Annotated in this window: 19 protein-coding genes; 4 read left to right on the top strand and 15 right to left on the bottom strand. The window is 34.2% G+C overall.

The genetic code is table 11. The features are described from left to right. Nucleotide 1: 1 nt before the first annotated feature. The 5 genes from B0A64_RS06295 to B0A64_RS06275 all read right to left on the bottom strand — a co-directional run bounded on the left by B0A64_RS06295 (nt 2) and on the right by B0A64_RS06275 (nt 6,029). A complete protein-coding gene (locus B0A64_RS06295) occupies nt 2–2,224 on the bottom strand; it encodes a B12-binding domain-containing radical SAM protein (protein ID WP_089478670.1) in 2,223 nt (740 codons plus the stop codon). A gap of 96 nt (nt 2,225–2,320) precedes the next feature. Next, nucleotides 2,321–3,685 (bottom strand): alpha/beta hydrolase family protein, encoded by a 1,365-nt coding sequence (locus tag B0A64_RS06290; protein ID WP_089478669.1) that lies wholly within the window; start codon nt 3,683–3,685, stop codon nt 2,321–2,323. A 43-nt stretch (nt 3,686–3,728) separates the two neighbouring features. Next, complete coding sequence (locus B0A64_RS06285; RefSeq protein WP_089478668.1) at nt 3,729–4,391, bottom strand: SdpI family protein; 663 nt, start codon at nt 4,389–4,391, stop codon at nt 3,729–3,731. A 3-nt stretch (nt 4,392–4,394) separates the two neighbouring features. Further along, complete coding sequence (locus tag B0A64_RS06280; RefSeq protein ID WP_089478667.1) at nt 4,395–4,649, bottom strand: autorepressor SdpR family transcription factor; 255 nt, start codon at nt 4,647–4,649, stop codon at nt 4,395–4,397. 102 nt (nt 4,650–4,751) lie between these two features. Next, entirely contained in the window at nt 4,752–6,029 is a 1,278-nt protein-coding gene (locus B0A64_RS06275; protein WP_089478666.1) for an MFS transporter, read from the bottom strand. 272 nt (nt 6,030–6,301) lie between these two features. On the opposite strand from B0A64_RS06275, the gene bshC reads away from it, so the two are divergent. From bshC to B0A64_RS06260, 3 genes are all read left to right on the top strand, one after another. Further along, nucleotides 6,302–7,891, top strand: coding sequence for a bacillithiol biosynthesis cysteine-adding enzyme BshC (bshC, locus tag B0A64_RS06270; RefSeq protein ID WP_089478665.1), 1,590 nt, complete (start codon nt 6,302–6,304; stop codon nt 7,889–7,891). A gap of 231 nt (nt 7,892–8,122) precedes the next feature. After that, nucleotides 8,123–9,394: an acyltransferase family protein gene (locus B0A64_RS06265; protein WP_089478664.1), complete on the top strand. Its 1,272-nt coding sequence runs from the start codon at nt 8,123–8,125 to the stop codon at nt 9,392–9,394. Between the two features lie 208 nt (nt 9,395–9,602). Further along, nucleotides 9,603–10,022, top strand: a complete 420-nt coding sequence (locus B0A64_RS06260) for a nucleoside-diphosphate kinase (protein WP_055095565.1) — start codon at nt 9,603–9,605, stop codon at nt 10,020–10,022. Between the two features lie 168 nt (nt 10,023–10,190). Here B0A64_RS06260 and B0A64_RS06255 read toward each other — a convergent pair whose 3' ends face one another. After that, nucleotides 10,191–10,487 carry a DUF721 domain-containing protein gene (locus tag B0A64_RS06255; RefSeq protein WP_089478663.1) on the bottom strand — a complete coding sequence of 99 codons (297 nt, stop codon included), beginning with the start codon at nt 10,485–10,487 and terminating at the stop codon, nt 10,191–10,193. Then, complete coding sequence (locus B0A64_RS06250; protein WP_244285361.1) at nt 10,468–11,073, bottom strand: hypothetical protein; 606 nt, start codon at nt 11,071–11,073, stop codon at nt 10,468–10,470. Before B0A64_RS06250 ends, B0A64_RS06255 begins: the two co-directional genes overlap by 20 nt. Before the next feature lie 117 nt (nt 11,074–11,190). Between B0A64_RS06250 and B0A64_RS06245 the strand changes: the two genes are divergently transcribed. After that, entirely contained in the window at nt 11,191–12,255 is a 1,065-nt protein-coding gene (locus B0A64_RS06245; RefSeq protein ID WP_089478661.1) for a serine hydrolase domain-containing protein, read from the top strand. Between the two features lie 185 nt (nt 12,256–12,440). Here B0A64_RS06245 and ftsY read toward each other — a convergent pair whose 3' ends face one another. The 8 genes from ftsY to B0A64_RS06200 all read right to left on the bottom strand — a co-directional run bounded on the left by ftsY (nt 12,441) and on the right by B0A64_RS06200 (nt 17,741). After that, nucleotides 12,441–13,394 carry a signal recognition particle-docking protein FtsY gene (gene ftsY, locus B0A64_RS06235; protein ID WP_089478659.1) on the bottom strand — a complete coding sequence of 318 codons (954 nt, stop codon included), beginning with the start codon at nt 13,392–13,394 and terminating at the stop codon, nt 12,441–12,443. Between the two features lie 270 nt (nt 13,395–13,664). Beyond that, complete coding sequence (locus B0A64_RS06230; protein ID WP_007805819.1) at nt 13,665–13,817, bottom strand: DUF4295 domain-containing protein; 153 nt, start codon at nt 13,815–13,817, stop codon at nt 13,665–13,667. 120 nt (nt 13,818–13,937) lie between these two features. Next, a complete protein-coding gene (rpmG, locus tag B0A64_RS06225; RefSeq protein ID WP_008253902.1) occupies nt 13,938–14,120 on the bottom strand; it encodes a 50S ribosomal protein L33 in 183 nt (60 codons plus the stop codon). Nucleotides 14,121–14,147: 27 nt separating this feature from the next. Beyond that, nucleotides 14,148–14,384 (bottom strand): 50S ribosomal protein L28, encoded by a 237-nt coding sequence (gene rpmB, locus B0A64_RS06220; protein ID WP_008468080.1) that lies wholly within the window; start codon nt 14,382–14,384, stop codon nt 14,148–14,150. Between the two features lie 71 nt (nt 14,385–14,455). Beyond that, nucleotides 14,456–15,709, bottom strand: a complete 1,254-nt coding sequence (locus B0A64_RS06215; protein ID WP_089478658.1) for a CinA family nicotinamide mononucleotide deamidase-related protein — start codon at nt 15,707–15,709, stop codon at nt 14,456–14,458. A gap of 229 nt (nt 15,710–15,938) precedes the next feature. After that, the gene (locus tag B0A64_RS06210) at nt 15,939–16,283 is read right to left on the bottom strand and encodes an Hpt domain-containing protein (protein ID WP_029272722.1); all 345 of its coding nucleotides are present in this window, start codon (nt 16,281–16,283) and stop codon (nt 15,939–15,941) included. Then, the gene (locus B0A64_RS06205) at nt 16,283–16,894 is read right to left on the bottom strand and encodes a fumarylacetoacetate hydrolase family protein (protein ID WP_056252334.1); all 612 of its coding nucleotides are present in this window, start codon (nt 16,892–16,894) and stop codon (nt 16,283–16,285) included. Before B0A64_RS06205 ends, B0A64_RS06210 begins: the two co-directional genes overlap by 1 nt. Before the next feature lie 76 nt (nt 16,895–16,970). Then, a complete protein-coding gene (locus B0A64_RS06200; RefSeq protein WP_089478657.1) occupies nt 16,971–17,741 on the bottom strand; it encodes a 3'-5' exonuclease in 771 nt (256 codons plus the stop codon). Between the last annotated feature and the right edge of the window lie 2 nt (nt 17,742–17,743).

Below are 17,743 nucleotides of genomic sequence, written 5' to 3'. Positions count from 1 at the left end.
TTTATAAAACCAACAACCCAAATTCGCGTAAAGTATTAATTGGTTTTGAATACCAAAACAATTCAAAATCTTCTAAATTGGTTTCAAAATCAGCCTTTACTTCCTGAAAAGTATAGTTTTTAGAATTTGCGATTGTTATTTTAGTTAAAATTTCAATCAGCCATTGCCCTTCATCTTTATTGGTCTGAAGGGTAAAACTTTCTTTTTTATCATGAAAAGTAAAAGCCATCATTTCCCACGAATTCCCTTTTTTAGATTTTGTAAAAGTTTCTGCAAAAGGTTTTCCTCCTAGCCAAACTACTTTTGCATTTGGTTTTGTATTAAAATCATTTCCTTCTTCAAGGGCATTAAAAATAAAATCGGGATCAATTTTAGTTTTCGGAATTTTAAAATCGAACCAGTCCTGCAATTCGTAATCAAAACAAATTCCGTGCATGAAATTAAAGAGCGATTTCTTTAATCCAAAACTAAATTTATCGTGATTGATTCCTGTAGAATCGGTATAATCAATATCATTATTGGCAAAAGTACCAATAGCTTCAGTTATTTTTGTTACACCAAATTTCTCCGGATATAACCCAACCGGACTGTGCGCTGTCATGGCAAATTGATGCCAAAATCCTGATTGTAGAATTCCGGCTTCGAATAACTGACGTACCATTTCCAGACTGTCAACCGTTTCCTGAATCGTTTGTGTTGGATATCCGTACATTAAATAAGCATGAACCATGATTCCGGCTTCGGTAAAATTTCGGGTTACTTTTGCTACTTGTTCTACGGTTACCCCTTTATCGATTAATTTTAATAAGCGATCAGAAGCTACTTCCAAACCACCAGAAACAGCAATACAACCCGATGCTTTTAGTAACAAGCATAAATCTTTAGAAAAACTTTTCTCGAATCGAATATTTGTCCACCAGGTTACTGCCAGTTTTCGTCTTAAAATTTCGAGAGCCAAAGCGCGCATTAAGGCTGGCGGAGCAGCTTCGTCTACAAAATGAAATCCGTTTTGCCCCGTTTGCAACATCATATCTTCCATACGATCGCACAACAAATTGGCAGCAACAGGCTCATATACTTTGATATAATCTAACGAAATATCACAAAAAGTACATTTCCCCCAATAGCAACCGTGCGCCATCGTAAGTTTATTCCAGCGTCCGTCGCTCCACATTCTGTGCATTGGATTCACAATTTCGATTACCGAAATATATTTATCCAAAGGCAAATCAGTATAATCCGGCGTTCCTACGTAGGCTTGTTTGTAATCGTGTTTTAACGAATTGTTTTTGTAAACTACTTTACCGTCTTCCAAAAGAAATGTTCGTTTGTACCGCTTCTCGTCGCTCGAAGTAACATCATTTGGGTTTTCGAGATTGAAAATTAATTCTTCTATCGGAACTTCTCCATCATCTAAAGTAATAAAATCGAAAAATTCAAAAACACGTGCATCAGAAAGAGAACGTAACTCAGTATTAGGGAAACCGCCACCCATAGAAATTTTAATTTCCGGATGGTGTTGTTTAATCCATTGTGCACATCGAAAAGCGCTGTATAAATTACCCGGAAAAGGAACTGAAATTAAAAAAAATGTAGGTTGAACAAGCTCGATTTTAGCTTTTAAAATCGAAATTAGAATGGCATCTATATAAGTTGGTTCTTGTTGTAAGGCTTCGTATAATTCATCAAAAGAATTGGCACTTCGTCCTAAACGCTCTGCATATCGGCTAAAACCAAAATTCTCATCGACACATTCTACAATATAATCCGAGATATCTTCAAGATACAAAGTCGCTAAGTGTTTTCCCTTATCCTGAGTTCCCATCGTTCCAAAAGCCCAATCGAGCTCTTCTAATTGTGCAAAACGAGATGCTTCCGGCAAAAAATCTTCCTGACAAATTTGTAATGCCAAAGTGGGATTTTTTCCCTGCAAAAACTGAATTACAGCATCAATCGTTTTGATATATTCGTCCTGTAATGCAAAAATACGTTTTGAATTGTCTGAAACTTCAGAACCTGACACTTGAAACTTTGAACTTGAAAAAGCAAACAAATCAATCAAACCTTTCTTCGAAAACAATTCTAAAATTACATCAATACCTAAATCTGCCTGAGCCGATTCGATATTTTTTGTGTTTAGAAATCCTTTTATATACGCTGTTGCCGGATACGGTGTATTCAGTTGCGTAAAAGGAGGCGTAACGACAAAGAGTTTGGTTTTCAAGGCGACATTATTTTTTGCAAAAATACAGCATATTTAGAGACTTTTCAGGAAAAGATTCAACATGTGATTTTAGTTTTCTATTACGTGAATTTTGCTTTATTTGGTTTGTACCAAAATCCAGGTTGCTATTTCGTCTAAGGCGATTGGAGAAAAAGTCTGTTCGATTTTTTCATACTCTTCGGGAGAACCGGTTTTGCACTCCTGAAAAAAATGATTTAAGCTAGGAAACTCTTTAGTGGTTACATTTTTGTTTCCTGCTTTAAGCAACGTTTTTTTTATAGCTTCCAGATTAACGGTTGCAGGAACTTGTAAATCTTTGCTGCCGTTGAGCGCCAAAACAGGACATTTTACTTTTGCTAAAGCCGTCGCAGGATCCATTTTTAAAATAACATAGATCCAGTTATTTGTAATTTGTCCCGTTAATGCCTTTGCATAATTCTCCTCATATTTTGACTTAAAATAAGTATTTACGCTATTTTTTAAATTTTCATCATTTATAGAAGAGGCGAGAATAATATCGTAGGCGCCTCTATAAATTTCTCGTCCTTTTTGGATCTCACTTTCAGAAACACCACTTTGCCTTTCTATCAGTTCTTTTTGCAGCAGCAATAATTTATCGCCACGAAGTCCTGTTCCAGCGAGTAAAACAATAAAATTAACAGCTGTTGAATTTCCGGCAACAATTGGGGCAATTATCCCGCCCTCGCTATGACCAATTAATCCAATTTTATTTTTATTAATTTCTTTTCTTGTTTTTAAATAATCAACTCCTGCCTGAACATCTCTCGCAAAGTCAATCGTAGTTGCTTTTGCAAAATCACCGGTAGATTCTCCGGCACCACGATCATCAAAACGTAATACTGCGATACCTTTTCTCGTTAGATAATCGGCTAAAACCAGAAATGATTTATGCCCTAAAAGTTCTGCATCTCTATTTTGTTGGCCACTTCCTGTGATTAAAAGCACAACCGGAAAATTGCCTGTTTTTTCAGGCAACGACAGCGTTCCGGCTAAAATAATATTATCTGCTTTATTTTCGAATTTAACTTCTTCAGTATAATACGGATACGGTTTTTGGGGTTCCTGAGGTCTTGCATAAACTGTTTTTTCAAGGACTTCTTTAGACAAATTAAGTTCAGAAGATCGTCCACCCTGCGTAAATTTCCCAACAATAATATTGTCTTTATTTAATATTCCTTCATAAGAAATTTGAGCCCCCGGAATTTCTAATTTTAAAATTGAATTCTCAAAAGTGGTTTTTTCAACAGGAATTCCAGCTACTTTCTGATCCGGACTATCCATTGTTGTCTTATAACCATTTTCTGTTTTATTGACATGAAACACAACTCTTAACTGAGTTCCGGGTACTTTTAAAAATCCATTCCATTGTCCTGAAATTTCTTGTGCGTTACTTAAAAAAGAAGCTAAAGTTGTTAGTAGAAGAAGTATTGTTTTTACCATTTTTATTGAAATAAGTGAGATGATTTTAATTGTGGATCAGGAATTATAATTTTTTCTGCTTTTTCTCTAATTGCCTGTATTTAAAAAAAGAATAAGCTACTGGCAGAAACGCCACAATAAAACCAATCGTAACAAGGGCTTTTGAAAATACAAAACCGGAAAAAATGATTCCTCCCAAAACGATAATCAAACCACCAAAAAGCCAAATTTTACCTGCAAATACATGTGTAGCTTTCCAAACCTCTTCATTTTCCAGCGTCCAGGGTGTTCTGATTCCAATAAAATAGCCCGGTCGTATTACTTTAAAATAATTACCCATGATCATTAATAAAACTCCCACCAAAACATACATCAAAGCCGGATCTGAAAAAGATTGATTTTTTGTGATATATATAATAATTAAAGCCAGTAAAGACTTAAACAACACCAGAAAAAACTTCAATTGAGAAAACTTTCTTCCCATTGAAGCAGTCCTGTTTTTAGGATCAAATTTTGCGGCAGCAAACAGCACTGTATATGTCAAAACCGGCAGCATACATACTACTAAAATTAAGATAATCTTGCTTCCCCAATGGGCAATTTCCCCATCCATATTCCAATTAATCGGAATCCTTTCGGGAAGACTCTTCCAAATAGATGCTAAATACACAAACGGGATAATAACTATTCCGATAATTGGAAGCTCTTTTTTTAATTCTAAATTCATTTTTTATTTTTTAAAGGTTAGTATCCATTGCAAAACATCTTCCATTATGGTGGTATTGATGGAGTAGATGATAAATTGCCCGTTTTTTTGAGAAGTAATTAAATCTGCTCGTTTTAAAATATCCAAATGATGCGAAATGCTGGGCTTTGATATATTGAAAGCATCGGCAATCTCTCCGGCTGATAAATCTTTCTCTTTTAATAGTTCCAGAATTTCTCTTCGGGTCGCATCATTTAAGGCTTTGAAAATCTCATTCATCATTTATATATTTAGACAAATATCTAAATACTTTTTCAATCCACAAAAAAAATGAGCAACAATTTATATTGTTGCCCATTTTATAAGGTTTATAAATTGAGTTTAAAACTGATGTACCTTCTTAGAAATCACTAAAAATGATATTAAAGAAATCAAAGCAGCAGTAGTAAGATAAAAGCCTACATAGTTTAAACCGTAAGTACTTGCCAGCCAAATTGCAATTAGTGGCGCAAATGCAGCACCCAGAATTCCTGCCATATTAAAAGTCAATGAAGCACCGGAATAACGAACTGTGGTAGGAAATAATTCTGACAAAAAAGTTCCCAACGGTCCATAAGTAAACCCCATCAACGACATACCGATACAAACAAATGATGTTACCATAACAGGGTTTCCTGAGTTAAGAAAGAACGAAAAGAAAAATCCGAAAATAGCAATTGCCACCGTAGTAATGATTAGTATTTTTCGACGACCAATTTTATCAGCGACTACCGCAGAAACAGGAATAAAAATAGCAAAAAATAATACGGAGAAGAGCTGTATCAACAAACCATCTCTTTTTGTAAAACCTAAATCTGAGGTCGCCCAGCTTAATGTAAAAACCGTCATTAAATAAAATACCAAAAAGGTTGTAATGGCAGATAATGTCCCAAAAATCAATTGATTTTTATAGGATTTCAGTAAGGTAAAAAACGGAATTGCAACTTCTTTCTGTTCCAGTTTAGAGTTTTTAAAAGCGGGAGTTTCACTAATTTTCAAACGAATATAAAACCCTACAATTACCAAAAGAGAACTTGCGATAAACGGAATTCTCCAGCCATAATCCATAAAAGCTTCGCTGGTCATAGAATCTGTTAATAATAAAAAAGTTCCTCCTGAAAGCAACAATCCAATAGGCGCACCTAATTGCGGAAACATTCCATACCAGGCACGTTTATGTGGCGGTGCATTTTCGATCGCCAATAAAACGGCACCACCCCACTCGCCTCCTAAACCAACTCCCTGACCAAACCTGCATAACATTAACAAAATTGGCGCAGCGATCCCGATACTTGCATAACCTGGTAAAAAACCAATTGCAATGGTCGATAACCCCATCGTTAGCAATGCAACTACAAGAGTTACTTTACGTCCAATTTTATCTCCATAATGTCCAAAAATGGCTGAACCTATTGGTCGGGATAAAAAGGCTATCGAAAAAGTCGCCAACGATTCAAGGGTAGAATTTGTACTACTGGCTCCCGGAAAAAATAATTGCGGAAAAACCAATACGGCAGCATTGGCATATATGTAAAAGTCGAAAAACTCGATTGTGGTACCAATTAAGGAACCAAAAAGAACATGTCGTAACGAGTTCTCCTGATTAGGGTTATTTTTCATGTAAAACTGATATATCGTTTTTTTTGCTTACAAAAATATAATTTCGATGCTAATAATTCACACTTTAGATAAATAGTTTTAAAACATTACTATACATTTAACAAAAAACCTGTATTCTTCATTTTTTGCAGCATTAAATAACGTAACATTAAAAACCTGATTAGAGGAACTTTAAAATAAAAACAAAAAATCAAATCATAACCAATCGTTAAAACTGTATTTAACTACATATTTTCATTAAATTTACAGCTGTCAAAAATAAATTTAAAATTATGCCAACCGACTGTATCAGCTATCAAACTTCAGGATATTTTTCTAGATTGATACACGATTATTTAGATCAAAAACCAGCGTTAAAACCACTGTACAATTATTTTCCGACTTTAGAAAATTTCGAAAAACAAATTGCTGAAAAAGCTGCTAACTTTGATCATAACAACCGAATTGCTTTGGTTGAAACTTTAAAAAAGCAATATCATCATATCGAAATCTCTGATTCGACAAAGCAAAATATCGAGCTTTTAGCACTTTCAAATACGTTTACAATAACCACCGGACATCAATTAAATTTGTTTAGTGGTCCCTTGTATTTTTTATATAAAATTATCTCGACAATTAATCTGACCAAGGAATTAAAGCTAAAATATCCGGCAAATAATTTTGTCCCGGTTTATTGGATGGCAACTGAAGATCATGATTTTGAGGAGATCAATTATTTTAATTTTAAAGGAAAAAAATTCCGATGGAATAAAGAAAGTACGGGTCCTGTTGGAAGACTTTCGACTGAAGGCTTAGCTGAATTTTTCGAGATATATTCGAAAGAATTGGGATCAAGCACAAATGCCGGAGTTCTAAAAAAACTATTTGAAGAAGCATATTTAAATCATGAAAGCCTTGCAGATGCAACACGCTTTTTAGCCAATAGTTTGTTTGCAAATTATGGCTTGGTAATTTTAGATGCTGACGATGCCAATCTGAAACAAGCTTTTATTCCGTATATCAAAGAAGAGCTGCAACAACAAACTTCGTTTAAAGCTGTTCAGGAAACGATTTCTCAATTTCAGAATTATACTGTACAGGTAAATCCGCGTGAAATCAATTTATTTTATATTGAAGACGATTTACGGGAACGAATTATTTTTGAAAACGATAAATACTTTGTCAACAATACTAAAATCTCATTTTCGAAAGAAGAAATTCTAAAAAAACTACATAGCAATCCGGAGAAATTTAGCCCTAATGTTATTATGCGTCCGTTATATCAGGAAATTATCCTGCCTAATTTATGCTACATTGGCGGAGGCGGAGAAATTGCCTATTGGTTAGAGTTAAAGTCTTTTTTCGATGCTGTAAAGATCACTTTCCCGATGCTTCTTGTTCGTAATTCTGTATTATTATCAACAGAAAAACAAGCAAAAAAAGCCGACAAATTAAACCTGACATGGGCATCTTTATTTACAAAACCAGCTGATTTAATTAATGTCATCACTCATAAACTATCTGCTTTTCCTATTGATTTAACCCCTCAAAAAGAAGCGTTAGAAAAACAATTTGAATATCTTTACGAATTAGCACAACAAACAGATCAATCGTTTACGGGAGCTGTAAAAGCTCAGGAAGTCAAACAAAAGAAAGGTTTGGACAATCTTGAAAAACGATTACTAAAAGCGCAAAAACGCAAATTAGATTCAGAGCTGCAACGGGTTGTAGATTTACAATGCGAGTTGTTCCCTAATCAAAGTTTACAGGAACGTCAAACTAATTTCTCAGAATTTTATCTGGAAAAAGGAGAACAATTGATCCCGCTTTTAATACAAAAATTAAAACCTTTAGAAACTAATTTTAATATCATAACAATATAAAAAACAAAAAAAACAGCCACAAATCCCACTAATTTTCGCGAATTAATGTTTCTTTCATAAAAATTAGATTGGTGTAAATTCCTGTAATTGGTGGCAAAAAAACAACCTGCTTAGCAGATTAAAATAAAGTAATAATTCTCTGAAATAAATAACCACTCCTTCTAAGATTATTGCCTCTCTAAACCAAATAGTAACTTTTAAAAAACAAAAATTAACCTATTTACCAAAATTATGACCAGAGAGCGCTTGATATCTTTAGATGTCTTTAGAGGATTAACAATTTTATTAATGACTATTGTTAACAATCCCGGAGATTGGGGACATGTTTATGCCCCTTTATTACATTCAGAATGGCATGGCTGTACGCCAACAGATTTAGTTTTTCCTTTTTTTATCTTTATTATGGGAGTTGCTGTTCCTCTGGCAATGCCCACTAAAACTTGGGACGACTCAACTTTCAATAAAATTCTGGTTCGTTCGTTGCGAATGTTCTGCCTTGGGATTTTCTTTAATTATTTTGCCAAAATACAACTTTTTGGACTCGATGGTATCTCACTTCTTATAGGCCGACTACTAATTACCGTTGCAGTTGGTTATGCATTAATGGGCAATTTTAGTTCAAAAGTCAAAAACATTCTGGCTTTTTCGATTCTGATTATTTATCTCTTTTTGGCTTACAGCGGTATCGAAGCTTATCAAAATGTGCGCTTGCCGGGAGTTCTGCAACGCATTGCAATAGTTTATTTTGTAGTTTCTCTATTATACTTAAAAACGACCAAAAAAACACAAATCATTACGGGAATAGTTTTATTGTTGGGCTATTGGGCACTAATGACTTTGGTTCCTGTTCCTGGAATTGGAGCTGCAAATCTTGAAAAAGGAACCAATCTTGCTTCATGGGTTGACAGCATCTTACTAAAAGGACACATGTATCGTGAAACAATTACCTGGGACCCTGAAGGGATTTTAAGCACTTTGCCATCAATTGTAAACGGAATCATTGGTTTATTAATTGGACAAATAGTACAACGCGAAATTACCAAAACCCAAAAAGCCACTAAAATTGCCATTGCAGGAATAACACTTATTATTGCAGGTTTGCTTTGGGATATCGTTTTCCCGATAAACAAATCTCTTTGGACCAGCAGCTACGTTTTATACACTACCGGATTAGCCGCAACTTGTTTGTCGATCTTGTATTATGTAATTGATATTGCAGATTATAAAAAAGGATTCAAATTATTTTTGATCTGGGGAGTAAATCCAATGATCGTGTTTTTCTTCTCACAGATTATACCGCAGGCCCTGGTAATGATTCAGGTCAAAAATCCACAAAATCCTGCAGAGCAAATTAATCTTCTTAACTATTTATATCACTTTGGGATTGCACCATTTTTCAGCAATCCAATGACCGCATCTTTGGCGGGAGCATTGGTTTACGTAGCAATATGGACGTTTATTTTATGGATATTTTATAAAAACAAATTAATATTCAAAGTATAAATTTTTTATCATATAAGACGCACAGCAGTGCGTCTTTTTTTATTAAATATTACTTTGTGTCAGATGCACTGCTGTGCATCTCTACTATCACTTATATCGTTTAAAAAAATCACATAAGCATTATTTTTTACTGTTTAATTATGAATTTATTAAAATCAATTCATAAAAAAAGTATACTTTTGCACAAAATTAAAAATAAGCAATAAAAATGGCAACAAATAGAACTTTTACAATGATTAAGCCAGATGCAGTTCAAAACGGACACATCGGTAATATCTTAGCAATGATTACTAATGGAGGTTTCAAAATCGTTTCATTAAAATTAACTCAATTAACTGTAGCTGATGCTAAAGCATTTTATGCAGTTCACGCAGAAAGACCTTTCTACGGAGAATTAGTTGAATTCATGTCTCGTGGACCAATTGTTGCTGCAATTTTAGAAAAAGACAACGCAGTAGAAGATTTCAGAACTTTAATAGGAGCTACAAATCCTGCTGAAGCTGCTGAAGGAACTATTCGTAAAGCATACGCAACTTCTATTGGAGAAAATGCAGTTCACGGTTCTGATAGCGACGAAAACGCTGCAATCGAAGGTGCATTTCATTTTGCAGGAAGAGAGCAGTTCTAATAAGTTTACAGTCACAGTATTCAGTGACAGTTTACATCATAAAAAAAACCTGTTTCAAATTGAAACAGGTTTTTTTTATGATATTTTTTTGTGAGACTGAATACTGAGACTGAATACTGAGACTGAATACTGAGACTGAATACTGAGACTGTAAACTGTAACTGAATACTATCTCAAAACTACATCCTTAACTACTTCGCGCCCTAACTCATCGTTGATCATTTTTACGATTTTAGATTTTCCATGACTCAATTCTTCTCTCAAAACGGCAGATCCTAATTCTACGTACAACGTACTTCCTTTTAGTACCACATTTTTTGTATACGTATTTACACCATTCCCCATCAACTGTCTCCAAGCCTCTTTTACATCTATCTGATCCATTCCGGCACCTAACTTATTAACCTGGATGATTTGTTGTAAAACAGCCCCGATTGTACTTTGATTATTTAGCCTTTTTGCCATCGTTTAATAAATTTATTGCTCCCGCTTTTTTATAATGATATTCTTTATTCTGCTCATTTTTGACTACCAATTCCGTATCCGAAACCGAAATCAATTCTTCACTCCATTTTGCATAATCCGTTTTATAATCCAGAAAAACCTGATCGCCTTTAAACCGAACCGAAACGTTTTCAAAAGAATCACTCGTCAAAAAAGTTCCATCAAGCTGAGGCATCACCTTCTTTCGGATTCCTTTACTACTACTTTTAATATCAAAATAATCAAAACTCTCATTCATTCCGTAATCCTTTTGTTCCCCTTTATCAAAAACTACCTTCTCAATTTCCCAGTAACCATTTAGTTTTGCAATATCTGCGGGTTTAATTTCCTGCCTGCAACTTACAAGCAAAAGAGATAAAACCAAAATTATAAAAGTGTTTTTCATACTATATTTATTAAATTCAATAATAATCTTTCTAAGCCACTCCCGACAACTATCAGAATAAGGGTTAGGAGCTATTTCCTGCTGTATGCTATATCTTTTGTTTCCGCAAAAGCGAACACAAAAGGATACCGCTCCCATCAGGGCTAGGACTCCGGTTTTCAAAAGAAAATTTTGTAATACAAAGTTAAGCTTATAAAATTTAAAAGAAATAAAATATTAAAAAACCCATTAAACTATTTTACATATTTTTGGTCATAGATTAAAGCAAAACCAAAAAACATGACCAAAACTATTTGTACAATCCTGACAATCTTGCTATTTACCGGATGCAGTTCAGATTCGACTGAACCATCACCTCCAACATCCGAAACGGCCTATTTCCCTCCATTAACAGGAAATACTTGGGAAACGAAATCTATTAGCGACCTTAAATGGAATCAAAATGCAGTACAGCCACTTTTAGATTATTTAGAACTCAAACATTCTAAATCATTTATAATCCTGATAAACGGCCGCATTGTTTTAGAAAATTATTTTAATGGTCACTCCCCTACTACCAATTGGTATTGGGCAAGTGCCGGAAAAACACTAACCTCGACAATGGCAGGAATTGCACAGCAAGAGAACTTAATAAATATCAACAATAAAGTTTCGCAATATATTGGCACAAAATGGACAAATGAAACATTGACACAAGAAAACCTGATTACCTGCAAAAACTTACTTACAATGACTTCAGGACTTGATGACAGTACGGATGACGTAGATCCCGCAAGTTTAATCTATAAAGCAGATGCCGGAAATCGTTGGGCATATCACAATGTATATGTAAAATTGCAAGATGTTATCGCAAAAGCCAGCGGACAAACCTGGGAGAATTATTTTAACGCCAAACTAAGAGATAAAATTGGCATGAATGGTTCGTGGGTACAAATTGGCAACAATACTGTTTATACCAGCACATCAAGAAGCATGGCACGATTTGGACTTTTAATGCTCAATAAAGGAAAATGGGACAATACCCAAATACTAAATGAAACCTATTTTAAGGAAGCAACAACTACTTCGCAAAACATCAATTTAGGTTATGGCTATTTATGGTGGCTAAACGGAAAAGCAAATTATCATTTGCCACAATCACAACTTAGTTTTCAGGGAAGTGTGATTCCAACTGCCCCAAACGATATGTTTATGGCATTAGGTAAAAACGACCAGAAAATATATGTAGTACCAAGCAAAAACATGGTCATTATCAGGATGGGGGACGCAGCTGACGACGTCAACTTAGCACTATCTGACTTTGACAAAACGTTATGGACAAAAATTAATACCTTATATGAGTAAACTATCGTTTAGTACGCAATCTTTTTAAGATTCCCATAAAGAAGAAAACCAGCCCCAAGACCAATAAAATATAATAAGAAGAAAGACTTTTGTCTCTCAATACATTTGCTAAAACGAAACAAATAACGCTTCCGAAATAAAAAGTAAGAGGCGTTATATTTTTTAAAGAAGAAAAACTCATACGATTACTTAAAAAAACTATCTACAAATTCATATTTATTAAAGACTTGCAAATCTTCGATTCCCTCGCCTACACCAATGTATTTTACAGGAATCTTAAACTGATCTGAAATACCAATAACAACACCACCTTTTGCAGTTCCGTCCAGTTTAGTTACCGCAAGAGAGGTAACCTCTGTTGCAGCTGTAAATTGTTTAGCCTGCTCAAAAGCATTTTGACCAGTAGAACCATCCAAAACCAAAAGCACATCATGAGGCGCATCTGCAACAACTTTTTGCATGACACGTTTTACTTTGGTAAGCTCGTTCATCAAATTGACTTTATTGTGCAAACGTCCGGCAGTATCTATAATAACAATATCGGCATTTTGTGCTACAGCAGACTGTAAGGTATCAAAAGCTACAGAAGCAGGATCACTTCCCATATTTTGTCTCACAATTGGCACATCTACACGATCTGCCCAAACTTGCAACTGATCGATAGCAGCAGCACGAAAAGTATCTGCGGCTCCCAGAACAACTTTATAACCTGCTTTTTTAAACTGATACGCCAGTTTACCAATTGTAGTGGTTTTACCAACTCCGTTAACACCAACTACCATTAAAACGTATGGCTTTTTGTCTTTAGGAATTTCAAATTCGGTTGCTTCGCCTGTGTTGGTTTCAGACAATAAAGCTCCTATTTCTTCACGCAGAATCTGATTCAATTCATCCGTACCTAAATACTTATCTTCAGATACGCGTTTTTCGATTCTTGAGATTACTTTCAAAGTGGTATTTACACCAACATCTGATGCTACAAGAATTTCTTCCAGATCATCTAAAACATCGTCATCGACTTTAGATTTTCCAGCAACAGCTTTGCTTAACTTTGAGAAAAAAGTAGTTTTTGATTTTTCAAGACCTTTGTCTAAAGTCTCTTTTTTATCAGTAGAGAATAATTTTTTAAAAAAACTCATTTTTTATAGGTTGTTAGTTTTTTAGACTATACGATTTTTTGACAATCTAAATAATCCTAATGTTTAAAGAAGATGAATTGCTTTTATGTTACTCCAACGAAAGACATCCGTTGATTTCCGCCATAGCGAACAGTAAAGATAAAAAGGATAGCGGGAACTATTGCTTAAAAAAAAGCCAATTGTTATATTTCTTTAAAATTTTAGACAAATATAAAAAATAAAAAAGCTACTTCCGAATGAAAGTAGCTTTTCTATATACTGTAATTGTTATTATTTCTTTTTCAAGAAAGTATCAACTTCTTCAGGAGCCATAATAGATTCTACGAATGTATATGCACCAGTTTTAGGAGATTTTACCATTTTGATGGCTTTTGATAATCTCTTAGAAGATGTTTGTAACGATGCTACGGTTTTCTTTGCCATGATTTAAATGTTATTGAAATTCAATAAATCTTTAAATATTTCTAATATTACCAGTAGTACTTATACTTCAAGTAGTACTAAATAATAAACACTTAAGATTATATTAAAATCTCTAAATTATTACTTAATTTCTTTGTGAACAGTTACACGTTTCAAGATTGGATTAAATTTTTTAATCTCTAATCTGTCTGGTGTATTTTTTTTGTTCTTAGTTGTAATGTATCTAGAAGTTCCTGGAACACCAGAAGTCTTGTGCTCAGTACATTCTAAAATTACTTGGATTCTATTACCTTTCTTTGCCATCTTGCTATATATTTATTTAGGAAAAGATTATTTGATAAATCCTTCTGACTGCGCTTTTTTCAAAACAGCAGTGATTCCATTTTTATTAATTGTTTTTATCGTAGATGCTGCTACTCTAAGAGTAATCCATCTATCTTCTTCTGGAAGATAAAAACGCTTTTTAACTAAGTTTACAGAAAACTTTCTCTTAGTTTTGTTCATAGCGTGAGAAACGTTATTTCCTACCATCGCTCTTTTACCTGTAAGGTCACAAACTCTTGACATTATACTTATCTTTTATCGTTATTCAAAATCAGGGTGCAAAGAAAAGAAAAATAAACGATTGAAACAAAAAATTATAGCACAATTTTTAAAATTTCTTTCTGTAATATTTCTAAACTCTTAATCACGGCTCTATCTATCACTTTTTCACGTGGTTGGCCAAAATTAAATTCTTCCACAATTATACCATCCGGAGTAGCCAATGCGATAAAAACAGCTCCAATTTCTGCATCCGAGTCTCCTTTTGTCGGTCCGGCATTCCCGGTTGTCGCAATTGCATAGTCTGTTTTAAGCATCTCTTTAGCCTTCAAAGCCATAGCCGATGCAACTTCTGCACTAACTACCGAAAATTGATCGACTAAATCTTGTGAGACACCGAGAACATTAACCTTCGCTTCTGTTGCATACGAAACTACACTACCCTTAAAGTAGTTAGAAGCTCCGGGAACCGCAGACAAAACAGCTGCTATTTTCCCTCCTGTAAAACTCTCTGCAGTCGAGATAGTTTTATTTTGTTTGGTTAAAATTTTACCTACCACAGATTCTATGGTTTCATTTTCTTCATACCCCACTATGATATCATGGATTATAGCATCTAATGACTTTACGTTTTCTTCGATTGCCGCTTCAAGCAATTCTTTATTTGTTCCTCTGGCAGACAAACGCAAACGAACTCTGCCGGGATTTGGCAAGTAGGCCAACTTAATAAATTCAGGCAAATTATTTTCCCAATCTTCTATACGTTCTGCCACTAGACTCTCGCCCTGACCATACGTCAAAATGGTTTTATGAATAATATACGGACGTTTGTACTCGCGAACTATTTTAGGAACAATCTCTTCTTCGATTAAATATTTCATCTCATACGGAACTCCGGGAAGCGAAATAAATACTGTATTTTCTTTCTTCATCCACATTCCTGGCGCAGTTCCCATTTTGTTATGCAAAACGGTACATTTTGACGGAACTAAGGCCTGATCTTTATTTAATTGTGAAATTGGTCGTTTATAAAAACCTTCGATCAATTCTGTCACGTGAGCCAGAACTTCAGGATTTACGACTAACTCATCGTCAAAATAATCGCAGAATGTTTTTTTTGTAATATCGTCTTTTGTAGGCCCTAAACCTCCGGTAATAACAACAACATCTACTTTGTTTTGCAATTGTGCAAAAGTATCTAAAATGTGTTTTTTATTATCGCTAATTGAAATCATTTCATGAACTTCAACACCAATCCGGTCAAGTGATTTGGCAATAAACCCTGAATTTGTATCTACAATTTGACCTATTAAAATTTCGTCTCCAATAGTAATGATAGTTGCTTTCATAGCTGTAGAATATTTTACTTATTATTTGTAAGTCCTTAATATAAAGTAGGTTGTTGTCGCAAGCATTTTGCGCAAGAAGCAGAAGTGGTGTTTTTTTTAACAAAAAGACACTTTTAATTAATGGAAAAATTGAGTAACAAAAAAGACAATCTCCAATAACGATCAGTAATTCCAGCCCTGTTTTTGACCTATATTTAAAAAGAGCAAAAACGGGACCGGGTTAGGGATTTTACAAATCAAAGTCTTTTTTGATTTCCTTAATTGCGTCTTTTACCTGTATTTTGATACTCTTAAAAGTTTCGACAATTTCTTTTTTCTTGCCTTCGGCCTTTGTCCAGGCTTCGACTTGCAGAATTTCTTCAAAGGCTACATTTAAACCCATCAAATCTAATGTTGGTTTTATTTTGTGCGCATAAGAATAGGCATATTTATGATCCTTTTTTTTAATTCCTTCTTTAATTTGTTTTAAATCTTCAGGAACTTCGGTAACAAATAATTTCAGAATTTCGTTTACAAATTCCGGATCATTGTCTGAAAGCGCATATACTTTCGAAAGGTTGTATTTTAAAGCCATTATTTTACTTGTATTCTAAATAATTTTTTATCTTCTAAAAAGCCTTCTAAAACATCATTTGGTTTAACCGAAGCTACACCTTCAGGAGTACCTGTAAAAATTATATCTCCAATTTTTAAGGTAAAAAATTGTGAGACATACGAAACAAGTTCATCGATCTTCCAAAGCATAAAACCCGTATTTCCTTTTTGAACTGTTTTAGAATTATTCGTCAATTCAAATGTAAGATTTTCCATCGAAACAAAATCTGTTTTAGGCAAAAAGTCTCCAATAACCGCCGAGCCGTCAAAGGCTTTTGCTTTCTCCCAAGGCAATCCCTTTGCCTTTAATTTATCTTGTAAATCTCTGGCAGTAAAATCAATACCTACACTTATTTCATCGTAATACTTATGTGCAAACTTAGGTTCAATATACTTCCCTACTTTGTTAATTTTAACAATTATTTCTATTTCGTGATGAATTTCTTCAGAAAATTCCGGAATTACAAATGGATGTTGCTTTAACAAAACTGCCGAATCCGGTTTCATGAATACTACCGGTTCTGTTGGTCGTTCGTTTTTTAATTCCTCAATATGATTGGTATAATTTCTACCGATACAAATAATCTTCATATTTATAGTTTTCAGTTTTTAGTCGCAGTTTTCAGTCACAGCTTACAAACTGAACACTGAGACTGCGACTGAAAACTTATTTCGTATTTAACTTTCTTAATTTTATTGCTGTCAAAACCTTTTTTGTATACAAAGGAAAATCAGCATTTTGAATCCAGCTAAAATATCCCGGTTCGGTTTCAAGGATTTTATCGACTTTGGCACCTTTATGTTTCCCGAAAGTAAAAATTTCTTCGTTGTCTTTATCAAAAGCAATCATTCCGGCAAAATCAGCGATTTTTTTACGGGTAGTAAATTCAGATAATGATTTCATATCATTTTCTAATTCAGGATAACGATCCAATTGCGCTTTTAAAATTTCGTATGTCGCCATTGTATCTGCTTCTGCAGAATGTGCGTTTTCTAAACTTTTTCCGCAATAAAATTTCAATGCAGCACTTAGAGTACGTTCTTCCATTTTATGAAAAATAGTCTGTACATCTACCGATACTTTATTTTTCATATCAAAGTCAACTCCGGCACGAAGCAACTCTTCTGCCAACAACGGAATATCAAAACGATCTGAATTAAAGCCTCCTAAATCACTATCCTTAATCATGCTATGAACCTGCGTTGCAAGTTCTGCAAATGTAGGTTCGTTTGCCACTTTTTCATCTGTGATACCATGAACAGCGGTAGTTTGCGGCGGAATTGGAATTGTAGGATTCACTAACCAGGTTTTACTTTCTTTATTTCCGTTTGGAAAAACTTTGAATATCGAAATTTCTACAATTCGATCTTTACCGATATCAATTCCGGTTGTTTCAAGATCAAAAAAGCAAATTGGTTTGTTGAGTTTGAGTTCCATTT

Origin of the sequence: Flavobacterium araucananum (assembly GCF_002222055.1) — a bacterium.
GTDB lineage: Bacteria > Bacteroidota > Bacteroidia > Flavobacteriales > Flavobacteriaceae > Flavobacterium > Flavobacterium araucananum.
Note: the sequence above shows the minus strand (reverse complement) of the source record. Positions and strands in the feature narration are given on the sequence as shown.